This window comes from Fructobacillus broussonetiae, from assembly GCF_018437275.1.
Classification (GTDB): domain Bacteria; phylum Bacillota; class Bacilli; order Lactobacillales; family Lactobacillaceae; genus Fructobacillus; species Fructobacillus broussonetiae.
Genome location: NZ_JAAMFK010000003.1, coordinates 91939 through 112652, shown reverse-complemented (window position 1 = coordinate 112652; position 20714 = coordinate 91939). Strand labels below are relative to the sequence as shown.

The 20714-nt window shown below is 46.3% G+C and carries 22 protein-coding genes and 1 tRNA gene; 17 read left to right on the top strand and 6 right to left on the bottom strand.

Annotated features, from left to right (window positions below; all coding sequences use genetic code 11):
* Window position 1 precedes the first annotated feature (1 nt).
* The 3 genes from G6R29_RS03085 to G6R29_RS03075 all read left to right on the top strand — a co-directional run bounded on the left by G6R29_RS03085 (window position 2) and on the right by G6R29_RS03075 (window position 1063).
* Entirely contained in the window at window positions 2–463 is a 462-nt protein-coding gene (locus G6R29_RS03085) for a universal stress protein (RefSeq protein WP_213808899.1), read from the top strand.
* A 112-nt stretch (window positions 464–575) separates the two neighbouring features.
* The gene (locus G6R29_RS03080; RefSeq protein WP_213808898.1) at window positions 576–875 is read left to right on the top strand and encodes an ArsR/SmtB family transcription factor; all 300 of its coding nucleotides are present in this window, start codon (window positions 576–578) and stop codon (window positions 873–875) included.
* 104 nt (window positions 876–979) lie between these two features.
* Window positions 980–1063: transfer RNA gene (locus G6R29_RS03075), tRNA-Leu, on the top strand.
* A gap of 90 nt (window positions 1064–1153) precedes the next feature.
* Here G6R29_RS03075 and G6R29_RS03070 read toward each other — a convergent pair.
* The 4 genes from G6R29_RS03070 to G6R29_RS03055 are packed head-to-tail and all read right to left on the bottom strand — an operon-like array spanning window position 1154 to window position 4329.
* Window positions 1154–2065 (bottom strand): DNA/RNA non-specific endonuclease, encoded by a 912-nt coding sequence (locus G6R29_RS03070; RefSeq protein WP_213808897.1) that lies wholly within the window; start codon window positions 2063–2065, stop codon window positions 1154–1156.
* Entirely contained in the window at window positions 2065–2799 is a 735-nt protein-coding gene (locus G6R29_RS03065) for an amino acid ABC transporter ATP-binding protein (RefSeq protein ID WP_213808896.1), read from the bottom strand. Before G6R29_RS03065 ends, G6R29_RS03070 begins: the two co-directional genes overlap by 1 nt.
* Window positions 2796–3494, bottom strand: coding sequence for an amino acid ABC transporter permease (locus G6R29_RS03060; protein WP_213808895.1), 699 nt, complete (start codon window positions 3492–3494; stop codon window positions 2796–2798). The genes G6R29_RS03065 and G6R29_RS03060 overlap by 4 nt, the downstream gene beginning before the upstream one ends.
* Before the next feature lie 40 nt (window positions 3495–3534).
* Complete coding sequence (locus G6R29_RS03055; protein ID WP_213808894.1) at window positions 3535–4329, bottom strand: transporter substrate-binding domain-containing protein; 795 nt, start codon at window positions 4327–4329, stop codon at window positions 3535–3537.
* 475 nt (window positions 4330–4804) lie between these two features.
* On the opposite strand from G6R29_RS03055, the gene metG reads away from it, so the two are divergent.
* The gene (metG, locus tag G6R29_RS03050) at window positions 4805–6853 is read left to right on the top strand and encodes a methionine--tRNA ligase (protein WP_213808893.1); all 2049 of its coding nucleotides are present in this window, start codon (window positions 4805–4807) and stop codon (window positions 6851–6853) included.
* A 64-nt stretch (window positions 6854–6917) separates the two neighbouring features.
* Here metG and G6R29_RS03045 read toward each other — a convergent pair whose 3' ends face one another.
* Window positions 6918–8255: a dihydrolipoyl dehydrogenase family protein gene (locus G6R29_RS03045; protein WP_213808892.1), complete on the bottom strand. Its 1338-nt coding sequence runs from the start codon at window positions 8253–8255 to the stop codon at window positions 6918–6920.
* Window positions 8256–8364: 109 nt separating this feature from the next.
* A complete protein-coding gene (locus G6R29_RS03040; RefSeq protein ID WP_213808891.1) occupies window positions 8365–8847 on the bottom strand; it encodes an ECF transporter S component in 483 nt (160 codons plus the stop codon).
* Window positions 8848–9056: 209 nt separating this feature from the next.
* Between G6R29_RS03040 and gap the strand changes: the two genes are divergently transcribed.
* From gap to accB, 13 genes are all read left to right on the top strand, one after another.
* A complete protein-coding gene (gene gap, locus G6R29_RS03035) occupies window positions 9057–10067 on the top strand; it encodes a type I glyceraldehyde-3-phosphate dehydrogenase (protein ID WP_213808890.1) in 1011 nt (336 codons plus the stop codon).
* A 154-nt stretch (window positions 10068–10221) separates the two neighbouring features.
* The gene (locus G6R29_RS06600) at window positions 10222–11466 is read left to right on the top strand and encodes a mucin-binding protein (protein ID WP_213808889.1); all 1245 of its coding nucleotides are present in this window, start codon (window positions 10222–10224) and stop codon (window positions 11464–11466) included.
* 161 nt (window positions 11467–11627) lie between these two features.
* Window positions 11628–12884: a mucin-binding protein gene (locus G6R29_RS03025; protein WP_213808888.1), complete on the top strand. Its 1257-nt coding sequence runs from the start codon at window positions 11628–11630 to the stop codon at window positions 12882–12884.
* Window positions 12885–12959: 75 nt separating this feature from the next.
* Window positions 12960–13772: a metallophosphoesterase gene (locus G6R29_RS03020; RefSeq protein ID WP_213808887.1), complete on the top strand. Its 813-nt coding sequence runs from the start codon at window positions 12960–12962 to the stop codon at window positions 13770–13772.
* Between the two features lie 142 nt (window positions 13773–13914).
* Window positions 13915–14358 (top strand): 3-hydroxyacyl-ACP dehydratase FabZ, encoded by a 444-nt coding sequence (gene fabZ, locus G6R29_RS03015; protein WP_213808886.1) that lies wholly within the window; start codon window positions 13915–13917, stop codon window positions 14356–14358.
* A complete protein-coding gene (locus tag G6R29_RS03010; protein WP_213808885.1) occupies window positions 14345–14815 on the top strand; it encodes a MarR family winged helix-turn-helix transcriptional regulator in 471 nt (156 codons plus the stop codon). Before fabZ ends, G6R29_RS03010 begins: the two co-directional genes overlap by 14 nt.
* Before the next feature lie 13 nt (window positions 14816–14828).
* Window positions 14829–15803: a beta-ketoacyl-ACP synthase III gene (locus tag G6R29_RS03005; protein ID WP_213808884.1), complete on the top strand. Its 975-nt coding sequence runs from the start codon at window positions 14829–14831 to the stop codon at window positions 15801–15803.
* Window positions 15804–15935: 132 nt separating this feature from the next.
* Complete coding sequence (locus G6R29_RS03000; RefSeq protein ID WP_213808883.1) at window positions 15936–16178, top strand: acyl carrier protein; 243 nt, start codon at window positions 15936–15938, stop codon at window positions 16176–16178.
* Window positions 16179–16240: 62 nt separating this feature from the next.
* Window positions 16241–17206 carry a DUF561 domain-containing protein gene (locus tag G6R29_RS02995; RefSeq protein WP_213808882.1) on the top strand — a complete coding sequence of 322 codons (966 nt, stop codon included), beginning with the start codon at window positions 16241–16243 and terminating at the stop codon, window positions 17204–17206.
* A gap of 13 nt (window positions 17207–17219) precedes the next feature.
* A complete protein-coding gene (locus tag G6R29_RS02990) occupies window positions 17220–18155 on the top strand; it encodes an ACP S-malonyltransferase (protein ID WP_213808881.1) in 936 nt (311 codons plus the stop codon).
* 5 nt (window positions 18156–18160) lie between these two features.
* On the top strand, window positions 18161–18889 hold the full coding sequence (locus G6R29_RS02985; protein WP_213808880.1) for a beta-ketoacyl-ACP reductase: 729 nt from the start codon (window positions 18161–18163) through the stop codon (window positions 18887–18889).
* A 37-nt stretch (window positions 18890–18926) separates the two neighbouring features.
* Window positions 18927–20177, top strand: coding sequence for a beta-ketoacyl-ACP synthase II (fabF, locus tag G6R29_RS02980; RefSeq protein ID WP_213808879.1), 1251 nt, complete (start codon window positions 18927–18929; stop codon window positions 20175–20177).
* Window positions 20178–20189: 12 nt separating this feature from the next.
* Window positions 20190–20675 (top strand): acetyl-CoA carboxylase biotin carboxyl carrier protein, encoded by a 486-nt coding sequence (gene accB, locus G6R29_RS02975; RefSeq protein ID WP_213808878.1) that lies wholly within the window; start codon window positions 20190–20192, stop codon window positions 20673–20675.
* Window positions 20676–20714 lie beyond the last annotated feature (39 nt).

Below are 20714 nucleotides of genomic sequence, written 5' to 3'. Positions count from 1 at the left end.
CATGGCTGAATTGAAATTAAACGTAACACCAAAGCAGTTTAAGACTATTTTGGTCGGTGTTGATGAATCTGAACAAGGTTACAACGCCTTGGCAAACGCCATTCACCAAGCTCGCGAAGACGACTCAAAGTTGATTATCGCTTCTATCTTGGAAATGGGTGACTTGTCAGCTATCTCAGCATTGCACCTTGATGTCATCAAGGAAAAGCGTGTTGAAATCGAAAAGAACTTGAACAAGTACAAGGCTTACGCTGAAGAACAAGGCGTTAAGCAAGTTGAAACTGTGTTTGACGACAGCGTTAAGGCTGGAGAAGCATTGGTTGAAAACATTGCGCCTGAAGTGAACGCTGACCTTATCGTTGTTGGTGCTCACTCACGTGAAGGCTTCTGGGGTTCAATCGGATCACAAGCTGCTTACATTGCACGTAACGCAAAGATTTCTGTATTGGTTGTTCAAGACTAATTTAGATTTAAGAAAGTACCGGACATTGTCCGGTATTTTTTTTATTTAAAAAAACTAACGAAATTTAGAATGCAACTATACAACTTTGTGAATATTTTGCTATAATAAAAATATGGATAAAGTTACAAGAGCAGAATTAGTACAATTGTTTAAGATTTTGGCATCAGAGAAACGGCTCGCAATCTTAGATAAGTTGTCAAATAGGGCCTACACAGTGAATGAGCTTGGGGAAGAACTGCAGATTGAGCAGTCTGTTTTGTCGCACCAATTGCGTCGTTTGCGTGATGAACAGGTGGTTCAGATTGAAAAAACGGGGCGCCAAGTGCATTACATGTTAAAGGATGAACATCTTTCAGACTTGTTAGACAGTGCCATGGACCACGGGAAGCACGTGACCAGGCAACCAATCTAGGGTTATTTTTGCCACCGCAAATTAATTAAACAATTTCTCGGTATGTTGTTGACAGGGACGGTCGTCCTTGGTATATTTATATAGTTGAAAAAAACAACATGCCTGCCCTTGTGGCGGAATTGGCAGACGCGCTGGACTCAAAATCCAGTGGTGGCAACACCGTGTGGGTTCGACTCCCACCGAGGGCATTCATGAGAGAACGACTCTGGTAGTCGTTTTTTTTATTGCAAAAAAAGAGGACTTCGATTGATTTCGAAGTCCTCTTTTCTTTTTATATGTTAATTGATCTTTGAAGCACCTGTGTTGTAGTCAATTTGAACACCGGGTTGAACGTTGAAAATCCAGTAGTTCAAATCAAGCGTTTGACCGTTGTCTTCAACTGATTTCGCCATGTAGTGCACGCCGCGAGGTACGAGTTCGTTGCCGTTATAAACGGGCGTTACTTGGCCGCGAATGGTGATGTTTGGGTGTTCCTTTAGCGCATAGCGAATGTCGTCTTCCGGAACAAGTTGACCAGGGTAGGCATTTTCGACACGCGTCCCAGTCGTCATGTTTTCCGTCACCATCGTCGGCATACCGAAGAACTGGTAACCAACAATGTGGGACTTATTCCACAACGCTTGTTCGCTTCCACCTAGTTTCACGCGTGGGTTTGAGTGCGTTCCGCCGACCCAGGCTGTTCCGTTGAAGTGGTCGCCTTGATTCCAGCCGGATGGTCGGACGTTCTTACCGATTTGGCTCGGACGCTTTGTGACCTTGTCCATGGCTTTCTTAGAGGCAAGGAAGTTTCCTTGTTGCGAACGGCCAAGTTCGTCTAAGGGCGATAGGGCGAGGCCGTCTGTAGGGTTTAACTTGCTTCCGTTACCGGGGAAAGTCTGGTGCAGTTCAGCATCTGAGAAAGTGGCCTTGTTGTCGTTCAGGTGAACGATGTCACCATCGAGTGTTCCGTCCCAATTGATGTTTAGGAGTTCTTGGTCGGAAGAAGAAACGGTTTGCACGTTGGTCCGTTTCTTATCTGCCTTTTGGTTTTGCTTCCAAACCTTTTCTTGGTTTGCTTGGTTATTTCCTTTTTGGCCGTTGTCAGGTGACGTAAAGTGTTGAAACGACAAAACCGCCACCATGACGATGAGTACGGTGACGGTTGCGCTAAAACTACGTTGCCGGGCTTTCTTACTATAATTTCTAGCCATTAGAAAGACATTGCTCCTAAGAATTTCTTGATGCGTTCGTTGTCAGAGTGGAAGAAACCTTCTGTTTCACCTGCGTATCCGACCTTACCGCCGTCGATAAAGACAACTTGGTCAGCGACTTGCTCGGCGAAGGCCATGTTGTGCGTGACCACAACCATGGACGTATCCTTCTTAGCCAAGTCCTTCAAGACGCGGAGGACTTGTGCCTCCAATTCAGGATCTAAGGCTGAAGTTGGTTCATCCAAGAGTAAGTACTTTGGTTGCATTGCCAAGGCACGGAGGATGGCCACACGCTGTTGTTGCCCACCAGACAATTGGTATGGATAACGATCAGCAAGCTCTTCCATGTCGAACTGCTTCAAGAGGTCAAAGGCTTGCTGCTCAGCGTCCTGCTTTGACTTCTTTTGAACCTTCACCGGTCCTTCAGTTAAGTTATGCAAAACGTTTAGATGCGTAAACAAGGCTTTTTCCTGGAAGACCGTTGCCGTCTTTTGGCGCAGTTCCAAAACTTCCTGGTTCGACAGGGACTTTTCAAAATCCACCGTCAAATCATCGATTTGAAGTTGTCCGGATGTGGGGTGCTCCAAGAGGTTAAGGGCCCAGAGTAACGTGGATTTACCAGAACCAGAAGGACCGACGATCGCCGTCGTTTCTTCCGCCTTGAAAGTCACGCTTACGTCGTCCAAGGCCTTTTTATCAGGATATTGCTTCACTAAGTTTTTAACTGAGATCATTGGGCGAACCTCGATGTGTACTTTTCTAGGTAGTGTTGTCCGATTGATAGGATAGTCGTGAAGAAGGCGTAGACCATGGCGACTAAGACGTACATGGACAAAACCTTGTAGTTGGCAGCGGCAATCTGCTGTGAGAGGTAGAAAATCTCAACAATCGTGATGACGGATGCCAATGACGTGTCCTTCAACAAACCAATCAATGAGTTGGACAACGGCGGGATGGAGATGCGGGCTGCCTGTGGCAAGACCACGTTCCAGTATACTTGTGCGCGGGTCATTCCGAGTGATTCAGCGGCTTGCTTTTGCACTTCTGGAACGGAGTTGATGGAAGCGCGAATCGTTTCGGAGGCATAGGCTCCGGTGTTCAATGAGAACACGGTGATGGCTGATACCCAAGCAGATTGGAAAAAGGCGATGTGTGCGTTTGGCAATCCGTAGAACACGATGAAGAGTTGGACCAACAACGGTGTTGAACGGAAGAACCAGACGTAGACGTTTGCAATCCACTTCATGATTTGCAAGAAGGCGGCCGCCCACTCGTTTTGTGGCAACTTGGCCACGCGAATGAGGGCTGTCATCGAAGCAAAAATCAATCCGAAGAAGAATGAGATGGCTGCGAGTGGCAGCGTGTATTTGATTGCGGTGATGAATAGTTCCGGCAGGTACTTAACTGCCAGGTCGAAAAATTCTGTCATGTTGTTTTCCTATATAAAAGTCAGAAGAAGACCGGGCTGATTATTCCTTCGTCAAATCCTTGTTGAAGTACTTCTTTGAAAGCTTTGAAAGCGTGCCATCTTCACGGAGTTCCTTCATTGCCTTATTGATCTTCTTTTGAAGTTCAGCGTTATCCTTGTTCATCAAAACACCATCAGGCGTTGAACCCATTTCCTTTGAGACGTCAACGGCTTCGACGTTGGCGTCAGGGTTTGATTGCTTCCAGTTTTCAAATGAACCAAGATCGTTCAACGTTCCATCGGCACGGTTTGTTGTAATCAAGTTCATTGATTCGATGATTCCAGCAACGGCCTTGATGTTAGCACCCTCGGCCTTGGCGCGCTTTCCATAGTTTGACGTAACGGACTGGGCCATCGTCTTGCCCTTGATGTCTGACAAATTGTTCAATGACGTGTCGCCCGTACGCTTGATCAAAGCGGCGCGTGGGTAAAGGTAAGCCGTTGACATGCGGTAGTTTGCTTCACGTTCCTTTGAAATACCGATGTTGTTAATCACGGCATCGTAACGCTTTGAGTTCAAACCTGCGATCAATGAATCCCACTTGGTTTGGACGAATTCCGTTTTCATGTTCATCTTCTTACCGAGCGCTTCGGCGATTTCAACTTCGAATCCGGTTAACTTTCCTTTGTCATCGTGGAAGGAGAAGGGAGCGTATGTTCCTTCAACACCAACCGTCAGCGTATTCTTCTTGATGGTCATGCCGTTATCCTTTGATCCGGCAAACTTATTGAAACCGACGATTCCTGCGATGATAACGGCCAAGCCGGCCAAGATAATGATGATCTTCTTATTCATTTTTTTGCTCCTAATGCAATTTAATTATTTTCTACTATTGATTAACTGTTCAACTGTTTGAGCCTATAGAAAAAGCCACCCATGGTCTCGAAAAAGACAGAGACCGAGGGTGGCTTTTAACCTATGAACGCCACCCTAAAAAAGCGGTGGGCAACAGCAAACCGTGAAAGTCAAAGCGATTTGGTTGTGAAAGTTAGTGTTTGCGTTCATAGTTGCCTCCTTATATTCTTTCTCAAGTGTACCGGTGGGGTATTTTTTTGTCAATAAAATCCCTTAAAAATTCGATGGCATGGGCGATAATGGCTTTACATTCTGTTTATTAAATAAAACCGGTATTGTTGCTTTATTGAACAAAAGGCGAAAAATTGTTGGCTGGTACGGGTCAGACTTTTACATATGAAGGCAAGTGGTTAGGAGGACGGCATTTTGCTATAATGAAAGGCGGTATCGGCACATTTGCCAGAAAGGGACTCATATGTCAGAAAACAAGAACTTTTACATTACGACCCCCATCTACTACCCATCTGGGAAGTTGCAATTGGGAAACACTTTCACGACGGTTTTGGCTGACGCCGCTGCGCGTTACCACCGTTTGTTAGGTGAAGACGTCTTTTTCCTCACGGGAACGGACGAACACGGTGAAAAGATTCAAAAGAAAGCTGCTGCCACTGGGCAGAGCGAAAAGGAATACTTGGACAAGATGGCCAAGGATATCAAGGACCTCTGGTCTTTGATGGATATTTCTTACGACAAGTTTATTCGGACGACGGATAAGCAGCACGAAGAAGCCGTTCAAAAGATTTTCCAAAAGCTCTTGGACCAAGGCGATATCTACAAGGGGCAGTACGAAGGTTGGTACTCGGTTTCCGACGAAGAATACTTCACGGAATCACAGTTGGCCGAAGTTTACCGCGACGCTGACGGTAACATGACGGGTGGTAAGGCGCCATCTGGTCACGAAGTGGAGAAGATTCAAGAAGAGACATACTTCTTCAAGATGTCTAAGTACGCGGACTGGTTGGTCGACTACTACAAGTCACACCCTGATTTCGTTCAACCTGAATCACGAATGAACGAAATGCTTCAAAACTTCATCTTGCCTGGTTTGGAAGACTTGGCCGTGACCCGTACGTCATTTGACTGGGGTGTTCCTGTACCGGGTGATCCAAAGCACGTCATCTACGTTTGGATCGATGCCTTGGCCAACTATATTACGGCCTTGGGTTACGGTTCAGACAACGACGATTTGCTCCAGAAGTTCTGGCCAGCCTCCGTTCAATTGGTTGGTAAGGAAATCGTTCGTTTCCACATCATCTATTGGCCAATCATGCTCCACGCCCTTGGTTTGGACATGCCAAAAGAAATCATCGGACACGGCTGGCTCGTCATGAAGGACGGTAAGATGTCCAAGTCAAAGGGAAATGTGATTTACCCTGAAGACTTGACGTCACGCTATGGTTTGGATGCGGTCCGTTACTACTTGCTCCGTGCCATGCCATTTGGAAACGACGGTGTCTTCTCACCAGAAGACTTCGTTTCCCGTGTGAACTATGACTTGGCAAACGACCTTGGTAACTTGTTGAACCGAACGGTTGCCATGATTAACAAGTACGAAGGCGGAACTGTCCCAGCCTTTACTTCAGACGTGACTGAATTCGATTCTTCATTGGAAGAGTTGGTTGCCGAACAAATCGCTGTTTACGAAGAAAACATGCAGGGGGTTCATACCGCTGACGCACTTGAAGCCGTTTGGTCAATCGTTCGCCGTGCTAACAAGTACATCGACGAAACAGAACCTTGGGTTTTGGCAAAGTCTGCGGGCGAAAACGCCGACGCCAAAGAAGCTTTGGCATCTGTAATGGCCCACTTGGCCGCAACTTTGCGCGTCGTTGGGGCTTTGCTTCAGCCTGTCATGGTTGAAACGCCAAAGCAAATCTTCGAACAACTCGGTTTGGAAGAACCAGAATCCGGTGTTGATTTGAATGATCTTTCAATGGCTGCTTTGCCAGCCGGCGGAACCGTCGTTAAGAAGGGAACGCCAATCTTCCCACGCTTGGATGTGGAAGAAGAAGTCGCCTTCATCGCCTCATTGGTATCAAAGGATACGAAGGGTAAGGGACGCGCCGCAAAGGAAGCAAAGAAGAACGAAGCCCAGAAGAAGGATAACGAGATGACAGAAGAAGCAACACACAAGGCGTTGATCGAATACGACGACTTCGACAAGGTTGAAATTTTGGCAGCTAAGATTACGGCGGCTGAATTGCTTCCTAAGTCAAAGAAGCTCGTGAAGTTTACGTTGGATGATGGCTCAGAAAAGCCACGCCAAATTCTTTCTGGAATTCGAAAGTGGTATCCAGAACCAGAAGTTCTTGTTGGAAAGACGGTTGCTATCGTTGCCAACATGGCCCCACGTAAGATGGCCGGAGAACTCTCTGAAGGAATGGTTTTGTCAGCTGAAAAGAACGGCATCGTCACGGTGACGGTTTTGCCAGAAGCTGTTGAACCTGGTTCAGGAATCGAATAATTGAGTTAAATAAAAAGGCTAGCGCTTTCGGCGCTAGCCTTTTTTATGTCGATAAAACTTCGTTTTACTGCAAGTTATCCAAAGCTGAGTAACCAATTGATGGGAAGATGGTGACCAAACGCTTAATCTGCTTTTGTGTATAACCAAATTCAATGGCTGGCAACAAGGCGTTTACAACGTCTTCTGCCTTATCGGATAATTCGATAACACCGACCAGTTGACCGTCCTTATTATAAATCAACGAACGCTTACCAGTCTTTTCGAAGTCAACCAAACGGTACCAGTCGTCCATGACGTTTTGTTCAACGATGGTGTACTTATCTTCGTTAGCCTTCGCTTCTTCCAAAGTGATACCAGCCTGGGCTAAACGAGGCGTGGTAAAGACAGTCGTTGCGATAGCAGGGTAGTTGATTTCAGCGTTATCGTTACCCAAAATGTGGTCAGCCACATACTGAGACTCGAAGGTGGCCGTTGGCGTCAACTTTGGCTGGTCCTTCTTAACCACGTCACCCGTTGCATAGATGTTTGGCTTTGTTGTTTGGAGATAACCGTTCACGACGATTCCCTGTTCGTCAAAGTCAATGCCGAGGCCTTCTAATCCAAGATTTTTCGTGTTTGGAACGCGGCCGGTCGCATCCAAGATGTAATTAGCGGGGTATGAACCGGTGCTTGCGCTTACCGTATAACCGGCGCCGTTTTGTTCGACACCCTGAACATCGGCATTCTTAATGAAGAGCACGCCTTGATCAGCCAGTGCCTTGACCAACTCATTGGTATAATCTCGGTCAAAGCCTTTCAAAGCTTGGTCGCCCTTCATGATAACCGTGACCTTCGAACCAGCCGCCTGCATGATGGAAGCGGCTTCTAAAGCGATGTAACCAGCACCGATGATGACCATTCTGTCAGGTACGTGGTTAATGGATAAGAAATCCTTTGAGTCGTGGAGGTACTCTTTTCCGGGAATATCCAATCGGTGAGAATGTTGACCAGTTGCGATGACGAATTGATCGGCTGTGACCGTCTTACCATCGACCGTTACTGTGTGCTCATCTTTAAATGAAGCGTGTCCGAAGATGAAGTGGATTCCCGCTTCTTCCATGCCGGACTGAATGGCACCGGGGAACATGTTCACGATTTCTTGTTTCCGTGCCATGGCCTTTTCCCAGTCAATGTAGGCGTCACCGGCGATGACACCGTCGGATTGCTTGACTGTCTGCGTGAGCTTGGCCGGTGCTTCCAAAATAACCTTGGCGTTGCAGCCCCAGTTTGGACAGGTTCCACCAACTTTGTCTTCTTCGATGAAAGCAACGGACTTACCAGCGGCAGTTAAAGCAGGCGCCCCATCAAAGGCACCGTGACCGGCACCGATGAAAATGACATCGTAATCGTATTGTGTTGACATGTTCTTCCTCCTTGTTTATTCAGTTCAATTATCACACACAATTGTAAGAAAACCAAAAACGTTAAAAAATTAAAAATAAAAAGCGACGTCTTCGTCGCTTTTTCCATACTCACTTTTGGTACTGATTGATTGCTTTTAATAAGAAGAAAGCCACCAAGGCACCGGCAATCCCTTGAATGGTGTTTGTTGGAATCGAAGCAATCCCGGCCGGCCAATTATATAGGAAGGAACCGGCTAATGTGTAACCCAACAGCATGATCATAATGGAAAGAACGGCGAAAAGGATTTTTTTACTTGTCTTTCCTTTAACAGCGATTCCAGCAATGTAACCTTCAAGTCCGTGAATTAAAAAGGAGAAGAGAAGCCACTGCGGATAGCCGGCTAACAAATCCAAGAGGGCGCCGGATAAAGCACCGACAATAAAACCGGACTTTCGACCGTAAGAGAGACCGGCAAAAAGAACACCGGCTTCCACGAGGTTGATGAAACCGGACGTGGCGGGGACGGGGATGTGAATGAAATAAGAGATGGCCACGTTTAGGGCAACGAGAACGGCGATAGTCGTAATTCTTCTGCTCGATTGATCCGTCATTTTCCCTCCAAATAAGAATATAAAAAATATTTTTTCTTCTAATTGTTTATCAGTTTACCATGATTACGACTAAATGGGACTGTATCAATAAAAATGGTACGGTTTTCTTTGTGATAAAAAATGACAGTCAGGCTACACTGATAGGAGCGCATTTGTGTTATAATGTTTGTGTTGACTTAGGTCAAAAAATTAATTGGAGGTCTACACACATGACTGTGAAGATTGGTATTAACGGATTCGGTCGTATTGGTCGTTTGGCATTCCGTCGTATTTTGGAATTGGGTGACTCAGCAGCTGATGTTGAAGTCGCAGCCATCAACGATTTGACGTCTCCATCAATGTTGGCATACTTGTTGAAGTATGACTCAACGCACGGAACTTTGAACGCCGAAGTTTCTGCTGATGAAACTGGAATCATCGTTAACGGTAAGCACTACACTGTTTACGCAGAACGCGATGCAAAGAACATTCCTTGGGTTAAGAACGACGGTGTTGAATACGTATTGGAAGCTACTGGTTTCTATACTTCAGCCGAAAAGTCACAAGCCCACTTGGATGCAGGTGCTAAGAAGGTTTTGATCTCAGCCCCAGCCGGTGATGTTCCTACTGTTGTTTACGGTGTTAACCAAGACATCTTGAAGGCAGACGACAAGATCGTTTCTGCTGGTTCATGTACGACACAGTCATTGGCCCCAATGGCTCGTGTATTGCAAGACCAATTCGGTGTTCAAGTTGCAACGATGACGACTATCCACGCATTTACTTCAACGCAAATGATCTTGGATGGACCAAAGTCAAAGAAGTTCCGTTCAAACCGTACGGCTTCAGTTAACACGATTCCTCACTCAACTGGTGCTGCTAAGGCCATCGGTCTTGTTGTCCCAGAATTGAGCGGTAAGATTGACGGACACGCACAACGTGTTGGTGTTGTTGACGGATCTGTTACTGAATTGACTTCAGTATTGGACAAGAACGTTACTGCTGAAGAAATCAACGCTGCTATGAAGGCTGCATCATCAGACTCATTCGGTTACAACGAAGATGAAATCGTTTCATCAGATGTTATCGGTGACACTCACGGTGCTACTTTCGATGCAACCCAAACGCAAATCGTCCAAGCTGGCGACAAGCAATTGGTTAAGACGGTTTCATGGTACGATAACGAATACGGATTTACTTCAAACATGATCCGTACGTTGTTGCACTTCGCAAACGTATAATCATTAATCAAAAGAGTAGCTTCGGCTGCTCTTTTTTTTGTGTCTTTTTCATTTCCAATACACTCGAAATAAAGCGATTTATTTTTAAATAAATTAGAAACATTCGAAACAAAAGTGTTATAATAAGTGTTGAAGAAAAGAAAGGAGGCAACGAATGCTATACAACAATCGTTTACAGAATAATTTAAATAGTGAGAAAGTGCAGCTTATTGGTAAGAAGTGGGCGGTTGCCTCCTTAGCTAGTTTGATGATTCTTGGCGGTTCTGGATTTGGAATTGCTCCTAGCACGGTTCACGCTGATACTCAAAGCGTTGCTGGACAAACGACTACTGTTCAAGATGACAATGAATCACTTAATCCAGCACAGGGTATTCCAAGTGGCTACTCAAGGAGTGATTTCTACAAAACATACCAACGTGTGATCCACTTTAAGGATGCCGAAAATCCAAATGGCCCCGATGTCGCACAACCAGTTGTACAAAAGATGAATTTGGTTCGTTGGGCAACTTACGATAAGACAACACAGAAAGTTATTAATTGGGGTACGTTGTCTCGTGAAGACCAAGGTGAGCCTGTTGCTGATACCGGCTCCTTTGACGAAGTGACTGTTCCGGACTTAACCAACGAAAATTTGGTTAATCCAAGCGTTACGAAAGTAAATGAAGAAGACATTAAAACTTCTGACATCGCCTTTGATGCACCTGACGAGCAAGTTAACGTCATGTACCAGCACAAGAATCGTGCCGTAACTCCTGCTGACAAGGCAGAGACGACACGCGACGTGACGCGTACGATTCACCTGGTAGACGGTGACAAGAATAACGCTTCACTCGGGGATGTGACACAAACGGTTACCTTCCAACGCGAAGCAAAGTACTTTGATGAAAAGACGAATCAAGTGGTTTATGGAGACTGGACAGTGAAGTCTGGTAACGCGGATTGGGCTGCCTTCACGGCGCCTGATAAGACCGCTGAAGGATTTAAGGCAAATCCTGATAACGGACAAATTGCAGAGCAGGCAGTTAACGTTGATACCAAGAATGATAGTCAAACGGTTATCTACCACCATGCAGGACCGGTAAACCCCGTTAACCCCGTTAACCCCGTTAACCCTGTAAACCCTGTAAACCCAGTCAATCCTGTAAATCCAGTTAATCCTGTAAACCCGGTCAATCCTGTTGATCCTAAGGGTCATGACGTTCTTCCAAGTACCGCTTTTAATGGTGAACAGCAGGCTGGCACATCAACTGCACAGGCAAACGAATCAAAGCGTGCTGGTAGTCAATTGACTTTGCCAAACACGTCAAAGAACGTTAAGACTTCGTTGCCATTCGTTCTCGCTGCTGCAGGTTTGGTGAGCGCTTTTGCACTGGCAATTCTTACTAAGAAGAACCACTAATTTTAAATAAAAGAGCAGCTTCGGCTGCTCTTTTTTTCTTTTTCGCATCGATTCTTGTTGAAAAAATCAAAAGAAAAAAGGCTCTTCCCCATTTTATTAGAAACATTTTAAATTGAAAGAGCTATAATAAAAACGAGTAGAGATGAAAGGGGGGGCAACGGATGCGTCAAAACAATCGTTTCCTTAAGGATGTTACTAAAAAGAAAATTTTCGAAGGGCTGAAGGCGACATGGGCCGTTTTAGCTTTCGTTTTATTGGTTCTGGCCGGCGGTATTGCCGTTCACGCCACGATGAAAGGGAAAGTGGTTAGCCACACAAAGATGATGGTTAACGCGGGAACGAGTCCGGTTGTTAAAAATCAAGTTGTAACCATCGATCCATCGAAGGGCATTCCGCAGGGTTTGCAGAAAAGTGACTTTTATAAGACTTACACGCGAACCATTCACTTTAAGGATGCTGATAATCCAAACGGTGCTGATGTTGCCACAGCAATTACTCAGTCGATTAATCTAGTTCGTTGGGCGACCTACGATGAAACGGCTCATAAAGTTGATAATTGGGGTGTTTACGCGCTTGAAGAGAACGGAAATCCCGTGGGCGGAACGAGTGCCTTTGACGAAGTGGCCGTTCCTGACTTGAGCAGTAAAAAATTGATTAACCCAAGTATGCAAAAGGTTGAAAAACAAGCGGTTGTTACGAAAGATGTGCAGTTCAACGATCCAGGGGAAACGGTTAACGTTACTTACCAACACCAGACCCGCCCTGTTACACCAGCTGATAATGCGGATACGAAGCGGACAGTTACTCGTACGATTAACTTCGTTGACGGTGATAAGAATAACAGTCCGCTTGGTAGTGTGACACAAAGTGTTCAGTTTGAACGCGATGCTACTGACTTTGATGCATACACTAATCAAATCGTCTACGGTAGTTGGAAGACGACATCGGATGCAAAAGACTGGCCAGCCTTCACAGCGCCTGATAAGACGGCCGATGGATTCAAGAAAGATCCGGAAAACGCCCAGGTTCCTGAACAATCTGTAACGGCTGACTCCAAGAATGAAACGATTACTGTTGTTTACCACCACGATAAGCCAGATAAGCCAGTCGTTCCAGTAAATCCCGTTAATCCTCCTAAGCCCAAACCGGTTAATCCCCCTAAGCCTCAGCCGTTTAATCCCGCAAAGCCTGTCAATCCTGGCACGCCAGCACAACCAAGCAATAATCAAAATAACACGCCATCTGTAGCACCAAGTAAGAACCAATCGACACGGAAAAACGATTACATGACCATGCAAAAGCCACTTACCTTACCAAACACGGGAAGGAAGCGCTTCGTGAAGACTGGATTACTCAGCACATTCATCGTTTTGGTGTTGGTTGGTATCACCTACTTCTTCACAGAGAAGCATCACTAATTGATGCAAAAAGAGCAGCTTCGGCTGCTCTTTTTTTCTGTGCTATACTGACCCATAGAAAGAAAAGGGGATGCTATGCGAGTCGCTTTTATCTCAGACTTACATTTGGATGTGAACCGAATCGACCCAGAAAAAGCGCTGGGCCTTTTTGAAGCTGAGATTAAAAGACAAGCCATCGACGTCCTCATTTTGGCGGGTGACACCTTTAATTCACTTGAGAAAACGTCTGATTTTGTTCAGACGCTGGCTGTAAAAGTCGGACCCGGACCACGCCTTTTTTATCTCGCCGGTAACCATGAGATGGGGAGTGGTGAAAGCTTTGAAACGATTGAAGACTTTGATGATCCACACTACTTGCATAAGAAGTATTTGGACATCGGTTCCCACCGCTTGATTGGTCATAATGGTTGGTACGATTATTCAATGGATAAAAACCAACATACAATAGAAGAAATTGCTTCTTTTAAGAAGAGAAATTGGTATGACCGGCGGATCAAACAGCCGATGACGGACCAAGAAAGAATGGCGCTAGCTATCGCCGAAATGGAAACAATGGTGGAAGAGGCGAAGAAAGCTGGGCAAAAGGTTGTGATGGTCAATCACTTTTCCCCACTTCAGGCATTTGTTGACCAGATTCCTTTCCGTAAAAGTAAAATGACGATTTTAAAAGCCTTCTTGGGTTCCGCTTTTTTGGGACGAGACTTTGTTAAATGGGGTGTGGAAAGTTCGATTTCTGGTCATTTGCATCTACACCCAGAAAAACAACAAGTTGCACAAACAAGCTTTTACAACGTGGCGCTTGGCTATAATCGCAGACGAATCATGGAATGGTCCGGTTCTGACTTTTACCAAGAAGTGACGAAACGAATGCTTATTTTAGACCTATAAAAGCAAAGGAAAGCCTAATATAACAGGCTTTTTTTATTTCCAAGGCGAGATAGTTTGACTATCGAAGTATTTATTGTTAAACTGTTTTTATCCTAATATAACTTTAAGCAATCGATAGTATCGATTAGTGAAAGGACAAGCAATGCCAGTTTTAACAACCACTGAAATCATGGATTTGATTCCAAACCGTTACCCAATCATCTACATGGATTATGTAGAAGAGATGGTACCGGACGAATCAATCGTAGCCGTTAAGAACGTGACGATTAACGAACAGTTCTTCCAAGGACACTTCCCTGGTAACCCTGTGATGCCTGGTGTCTTGATTATCGAATCATTGGCTCAAGCCGCCTCAATCTTGATTTTGTCTTCCCCACAGTTCCGTGGCAAGACGGCATACATGACTGGTATCAACGATGCCAAGTTCAAGAAGATGGTTGTCCCTGGTGACGTTTTGAAGTTGCACGTAACCTTCGGTAAGGTTCGCGAAAACATGGGATCTGTGAATGTAACGGCCAAAGTTGATGGCAAGGTCGCAACGAGTGCGGAGCTAATGTTTGTGGTGGCTCCTGATGAACAAGACTGATCAGACAGTTGAAAAAGTAAATCTGAAAGATGCCAACCAAGCTTTAATCGAGCTTTTGGCAAACATTGTATGGGTCGAGGAGAGTCAGCTCAAAAGCGGGCCTTTCTCGGCTTTGACAGTTAAAGATGTTCATACCATCTACGCGATTTCGATGTATGAGAAGAAGACAGCTTCCCAGGTTGCTAAAGCCGTTCATTTGTCACCGTCAGCAATGACCACGGCAATTGATCGCTTGGTTGAGAAGGGTTACGTTGTGAGAAGGCGTTCCGAAGCTGATCGACGCGTTGTGTATCTTGGCTTAACGCACCATGGACGAGTATTGTTCCGTGCGCACCGAGCCTTTCACCTGAAACTGACAAAAGCAATGTTTACTGGCTTTTCAGATGAAGCAGCTGATATTTTAGAGAAGGCATTACAGAATTTGCGGAAGTACTTGCAGGACTTACTCGCGGATTAAAGAAGACGAGATTATGGAAAAGATGAAAATTGCAGCGACCGCTCGCGAAATTCCAGAGCGTGTTGTTTCAAACGATGACTTAGCAGAATTGATGGAGACCTCTGACGAATGGATCTACCCCCGAACGGGAATCCACAACCGCCACGTTGTCGACAACGAAAACACTTCTGACTTGGCAACCGGCGTTGCAAAGAAGTTGTTAAAAGAAGCCGGTTGGGATGCCAACGACCTCGACTTCATCATTGTTTCCACGATGTCACCGGATGCTTTGTCACCACATACTTCAGCAATTGTTCAAGGAAACATCGGCGCAGAAAATGCCTTTGCCTTCGATTTGAACGCGGCATGTTCCGGATTTGTTTACGGCATGTCCGTTGCCTCATCCTTCATTACTTCTGGCCGCTACCAGAAGGGGATGTTCATCGGAGCCGAAGTTTTGTCAAAGCTTGTCGATTGGAAGGACCGAACGGTTTCTGTTCTCTTCGGAGACGGGGCTGGTGGTGTCTTGCTTCAGTCAACGGACGAAGACAAAGGCCTTCTTGGCGAAGAACTTCAAGCCTTCGGTGACCGCGGTGAAGCCATCTTAACTGGTCGCTTCGCTAACAAGAACGCCTTTGCTGGTGAAATTTCGCCACTTGACCCTTACTTCCACCAGGACGGGCGCGGGGTTTACTCCTTTGCGACCCGGGAAGTGCCAAAGGTCTTGGACAAGGCTTTGGCAAAGGCGGGCGTGGCTGCTGACGATGTTGATTTGTACATCGCACACCAAGCCAACCACCGCATCATTGAATCCATGGCTAAGAACTTCGGGCAGCCAATGGAAAAGTTCCCAACCAACATGGAAGAATACGGAAATACTTCCGCCGCCTCACCGGCTATTCTCTTGGATGAATTGGTTCGAGATGGTAAGGTTAAGCCGGGTATGACGGTTGCCTTTGTTGGTTTTGGTGGCGGACTCGTCATCGGGGCACAAATCTGGAAGGTCTAATCCAGATTTGACTTAAAAAGAGCAAATGCGCATTGCTCGACATGAATAACATTATTAAATTGCGGTGTAGTAGACTGCACCGTAAAAATCTAACGTATTGCAATACGAAATCACCTATAGGAGAACGTGCTCATGACACAAGAAGAAATTTTTGACAAGGTAAAGGAAATTTTGGTTGACCAATTCGATTTGGAAGACTCAGAAGTTTCAATGACGACGAACATGACGGATGACATCGATGCCGATTCATTGGACTTGTTCGAAGTTTTGAACCGTGTGGAAGACGACTTTGACATCAAGTTGGAAGACACGGAAGAAGTTTCAACTGTTGCTGACTTGGTAAACAAGATCAAGGAACAAACTGACAAGAAGTAATCTTCTTTCAAGGCGGCTATGTCGCCGCGTACATAAAAATAAAGGGAAAAGGCAGTAGTATTATGACAATTAAATTGGAAAATCCTATTTTTGATAAGTTGGGGATGAAGTACCCAATCGTCGAAGGTGGAATGACTTGGGCAGGAACCGGTGTGTTGGCAGCCGCCGTTTCTGAAGCTGGTGGACTCGGATTCATCGGTACTGGTTACTGGCACGGAGAAGACGTACGTCGCGAAGTACGTCGTGCCAAGGAATTAACGGACAAGCCTTTCGGTGTGAACGTGATGTTGATGTCACGCCACATCCGCGAAGTCTTCGACGTTATTCTTGAAGAAGGTGTCAAAGTCGTTGCCACGGGAGCCGGTGATCCATCACCATTCTTGGAAGAATTGCACGCCGCCGGCATCGTGGTTATGCCAGTCGTTCCTTCAACTTCACTCGCAAAGATGATGGAACGTAAGGGTGTCGACGCCGTTATCGCAGAAGGAATGGAATCTGGTGGTCACATCGGTCAAATGACGACGATGGCCTTGGTTCCACAAGTTGTGGACGCCGTTAACATTCCTGTTATCGCCGCCGGTGGAATCGCCGACGGACGTGGAGCTGCCGCAGCCTTGGCGCTTGGTGCTTCAGGAATTCAGATGGGAACTCGTTTCTTGACTGCTAAAGAATCTGAAATCCACGAAAACTTCAAGAAGAAGATCTTGAAGGCCCGCGATATCGATACGATTATCACTGGTAACATCTCTGGTTCACGTGCCCGTGTCTTGAAGAACAAGATGGCTAAGGAATACGTGAAGCGCGAAGTTGAAGAACTTCAAAAGCCAGCACCTGATTACGAAACGGTTGAAAAGTTGGAATCTGGTACACTTCGTGCCGCTGTTCAACAAGGAGACAAGGACGGCGGAGCCTTCATGGCCGGTCAAATCTCTGGAATGATCAACGACGAAAAGCCAGTTGCCGAAATCCTTGAAGACATCTGGGCACAAGCAACAGACATCCTTGGAATTCCAAACACAACAAAGTAATAAGGAAGGTTCTATGAAAGTCGGACTTCTATTCAACGGACAAGGTTCACAAAAGGCCGGAATGGGCCAGGACCTGTACGACAATTTGCCAACTTTTAAGGCTTATATCGACAAAGCTTCAGACATTTTAGGCTACGACCTTGTTGCAGTCTTCAACGATGAAGAAAAGATTAGCCAAACAAAGTGGGCACAACCAGCCATCGTCGCCTTTGATGCGGCTTTGGCGGCCTGCTTAGTTGAAGCAGGATTGACGAATGTAGTTGCTGCTTTGGGACTATCGCTTGGGGAATACCCGGCCTTAGTCGCCAACGGCATGCTCACTTTTGACCAAGCAATTGCCTTGGTCAAGGATCGTGGGCAATACATGCAAAAAGTAGGGGACAAAAACCCCGGTAAAATGGTCGCCGTCTTAGACGATAACCAAGACATGATTGTTGAAACAATCACGGACTTGCAGGCCAAGGGCTTGGAAGTCTACCCAGCAAACTTTAATACCTTCGCTCAATTGGTGATTGGTGGAAAAGAAGCAGACGTTGATGCAGCTGTCGAAGCTTTGACAAAAGCGGGCGTAAAGAAACAGGTTCCCTTGCCGGTTTCAGGTGCGTTCCACACCCCATTGCTTACAGAAGCAGCCACAAAGATGGCTTCACGTTTTGAAGGGGAATCCTTTGCGGAAGCAAAGTTCCCCGTTTTCTCAAACACCACCAAGGACGTCTTTTCTAAAGACGCCTTGGCCGACACGCTCGAAAAGCAAATCGTCTCCCCAACCTACTTTGCTCACTGCCTGCAAAACATGGTTGACCTCGGTGTCGATACGCTCATCGAAATCGGACCCGGCGTTACTTTGTCAAAGTTTGCCCGCAAGGTAGCTCCAAAGGAAGTGGCTCGATACTCTGCTACAGACTTCGAATCATTTGAAAAAGTCGCTGCTTTAATTAAGGAAGGATAAGACACATGGATTTTTCAGGAAAGACAGTTCTCGTAACCGGTTCTTCACGAGGAATCGGTTTGGCCATTGCCCACGCCTTTGATAACGCCGGTGCCAACATTATCTTGCACGGTCGTTCACCATTGAAAGAAGAAGTGATCTCTTCTTTCAACAAGACGCCAAAGACGTTGCAATTCGACATTGCTGACGGTGAAGCTGCCGAAGAAGCCTTGAAGGCCCTCTACAAAGAAGAAGCCTTTGAAGGAATCGACATTCTGGTCAACAACGCCGGAATCACGAAGGATCAATTAGCAATGGGAATGAAGTTGGAAGACTTCGCCGCCGTTGTGAACACCAACTTGAACGGAACGTTCAATGTGACGCAACCCATCTTTAAGAAGATGATTCGTCAAAAGCACGGTGTCATTATCAACATGGCTTCCGTTGTTGGACAAATGGGAAACGCGGGTCAAGTCAACTACTCAGCCTCAAAGGCCGGTGTTATTGGAATGACCAAGTCCCTCGCCAAGGAAGGTGCCAAGCGTAACATCCGTGTTAACGCCATCGCCCCTGGTATGATCGTTTCAGACATGACCGACGCTTTGTCAGACAAGGCCAAGGAAATGATTTTGAACGAAATCCCATTGTCCCGTTTCGGTACGGTGGAAAACGTCGCCGATGTTGCTTTGTTCTTAGCCGGAAACGACTACATGACGGGACAAACAATTACGGTTGATGGTGGTTTGTACATCTAACAGAATTGATGCAATAGCATTTGCGAAAGGAAACATGATGACACGAGTTGTAATTACAGGAATGGGTGCAATCGCCCCAAACGGAATTGACACCAAGAGCTTCTTGGATGCCACTTTTGCAGGAGTATCAGGAATTAAGCCAATCACGAAGTTCGACGCAACGGAAACTGGTATTTCCGTTGCCGGACAAGTTGATGGTTTCGACCCCGCTGCCCGCGTTGGAAAGCGAGACGCACGTAAGTTGGACCTCTTCTCACAGTACGCCATTGACGCTGCAACGCAAGCCATGGAACAAGCTGGCTTGCTTGCTGACGAAGATGAAGGTAAGAAGTCAAAGGTCGAAAACGAAAACCGTTTCGGCGTTATCTTGGGTAACGGTATTGGTGGTTTGACGACCATCCAAGAACAAATCATTAAGATGCACGAAAAGGGACCACAACGTGTGTCACCACTTTTCGTTCCTGAATCAATTGCTAACATGGTTTCTGGAAACGTTTCCCTTCGCTTCGGTGCTAAGGGTTCAAACCTTACCATCGTAACGGCCTGTGCCTCAGCGACGAACGCCATTGGTGAAGCTTACTGGCGTATCAAGGCCGGACGTGAAGACGTGATGTTGACCGGTGGTGCCGAAGCCACGATCAACGAAATCGGAATCGCCGGTTTCGCTTCATTGACTGCCTTGTCAAAGGAAGAAGACCCTAAGCAAGCTTCAAAGCCATTCGACAAGAACCGTCACGGTTTCGTCATGGGTGAAGGTGCCGGAATCTTGGTTATCGAATCATTGGAACACGCAAAAGCTCGTGGTGCTAACATCTTGGCCGAAATCGTCGGTTACGGTGCAACGGCCGATTCATACCACATGACGTCACCAGCTCCTGATGGTGAAGGTGCTATCCGTGCCTTTAAGTTGGCCATGGAAGACGCCAACATGAAGCCAGAACAAATGTCATACATCAATGCCCACGGTACGGCAACTGGTGCAAACGACTCAGGTGAAGCGGAAGCCATCGCCTCTGTCTTTGGTGAAAAGAAGGTCTTGGTATCTTCAACCAAGGGTATGACGGGTCACTTGCTCGGTGCCGCTGGGGCCGTTGAAGCCGTTGCTTCTGTTGGTGCTATCGACCGTGGAATCTTGCCAGAAAACGTTGGATTCGACGAACCAGACGAACACACGGCTAAGATTCAATTGGTTAACAAGGACAACCAAAACGTTGCCCCTGAATACGTTATGTCAGCAAACTACGGTTTCGGTGGTCACAACGCTGCCGTTATCTTCAAGAAGTTTTAAGGTGAATAATCGATGAACTTGAATGTAAAAGAAATTCGTGAACTTATGGCGGACTTGGAAAAGTCATCCCTCCGCGATATTGCTATTTCAGACGGTGATTTCTCATTGCACTTGTCTAAGAACGAAGCCGTGCAGGCACCCGTTGCTCCTGCAGCCACTGCTCCAGCTACTCAAGCCGCTCCGGCAGCTTCAAACACGGCAGCACCTGCTGATTCTTCAGCTTCTGCTGCATCTGAAGCACCAGCCGCACCCGCAGCTGGTAAGGAAATCAAGGCACCAATGGTCGGTACGGTTTACTTGAAGCCAAAGCCAGATCAACCAGACTTTAAGGCAGTGGGGGACCACGTCGAAAAGGGTGAAACGGTCGCCATCATCGAAGCGATGAAGTTGATGACTGAAATCAAGGCGGACGTTACTGGAACGATCGCCGAAATCTTGGTTGAAAACGAAGAAGTGGTTGACTTCGATAAGCCACTTTACCGAGTAACAACGGACTAATTGTCCAACAGTAGGATGAAATGACCTGCTGTTACGCAA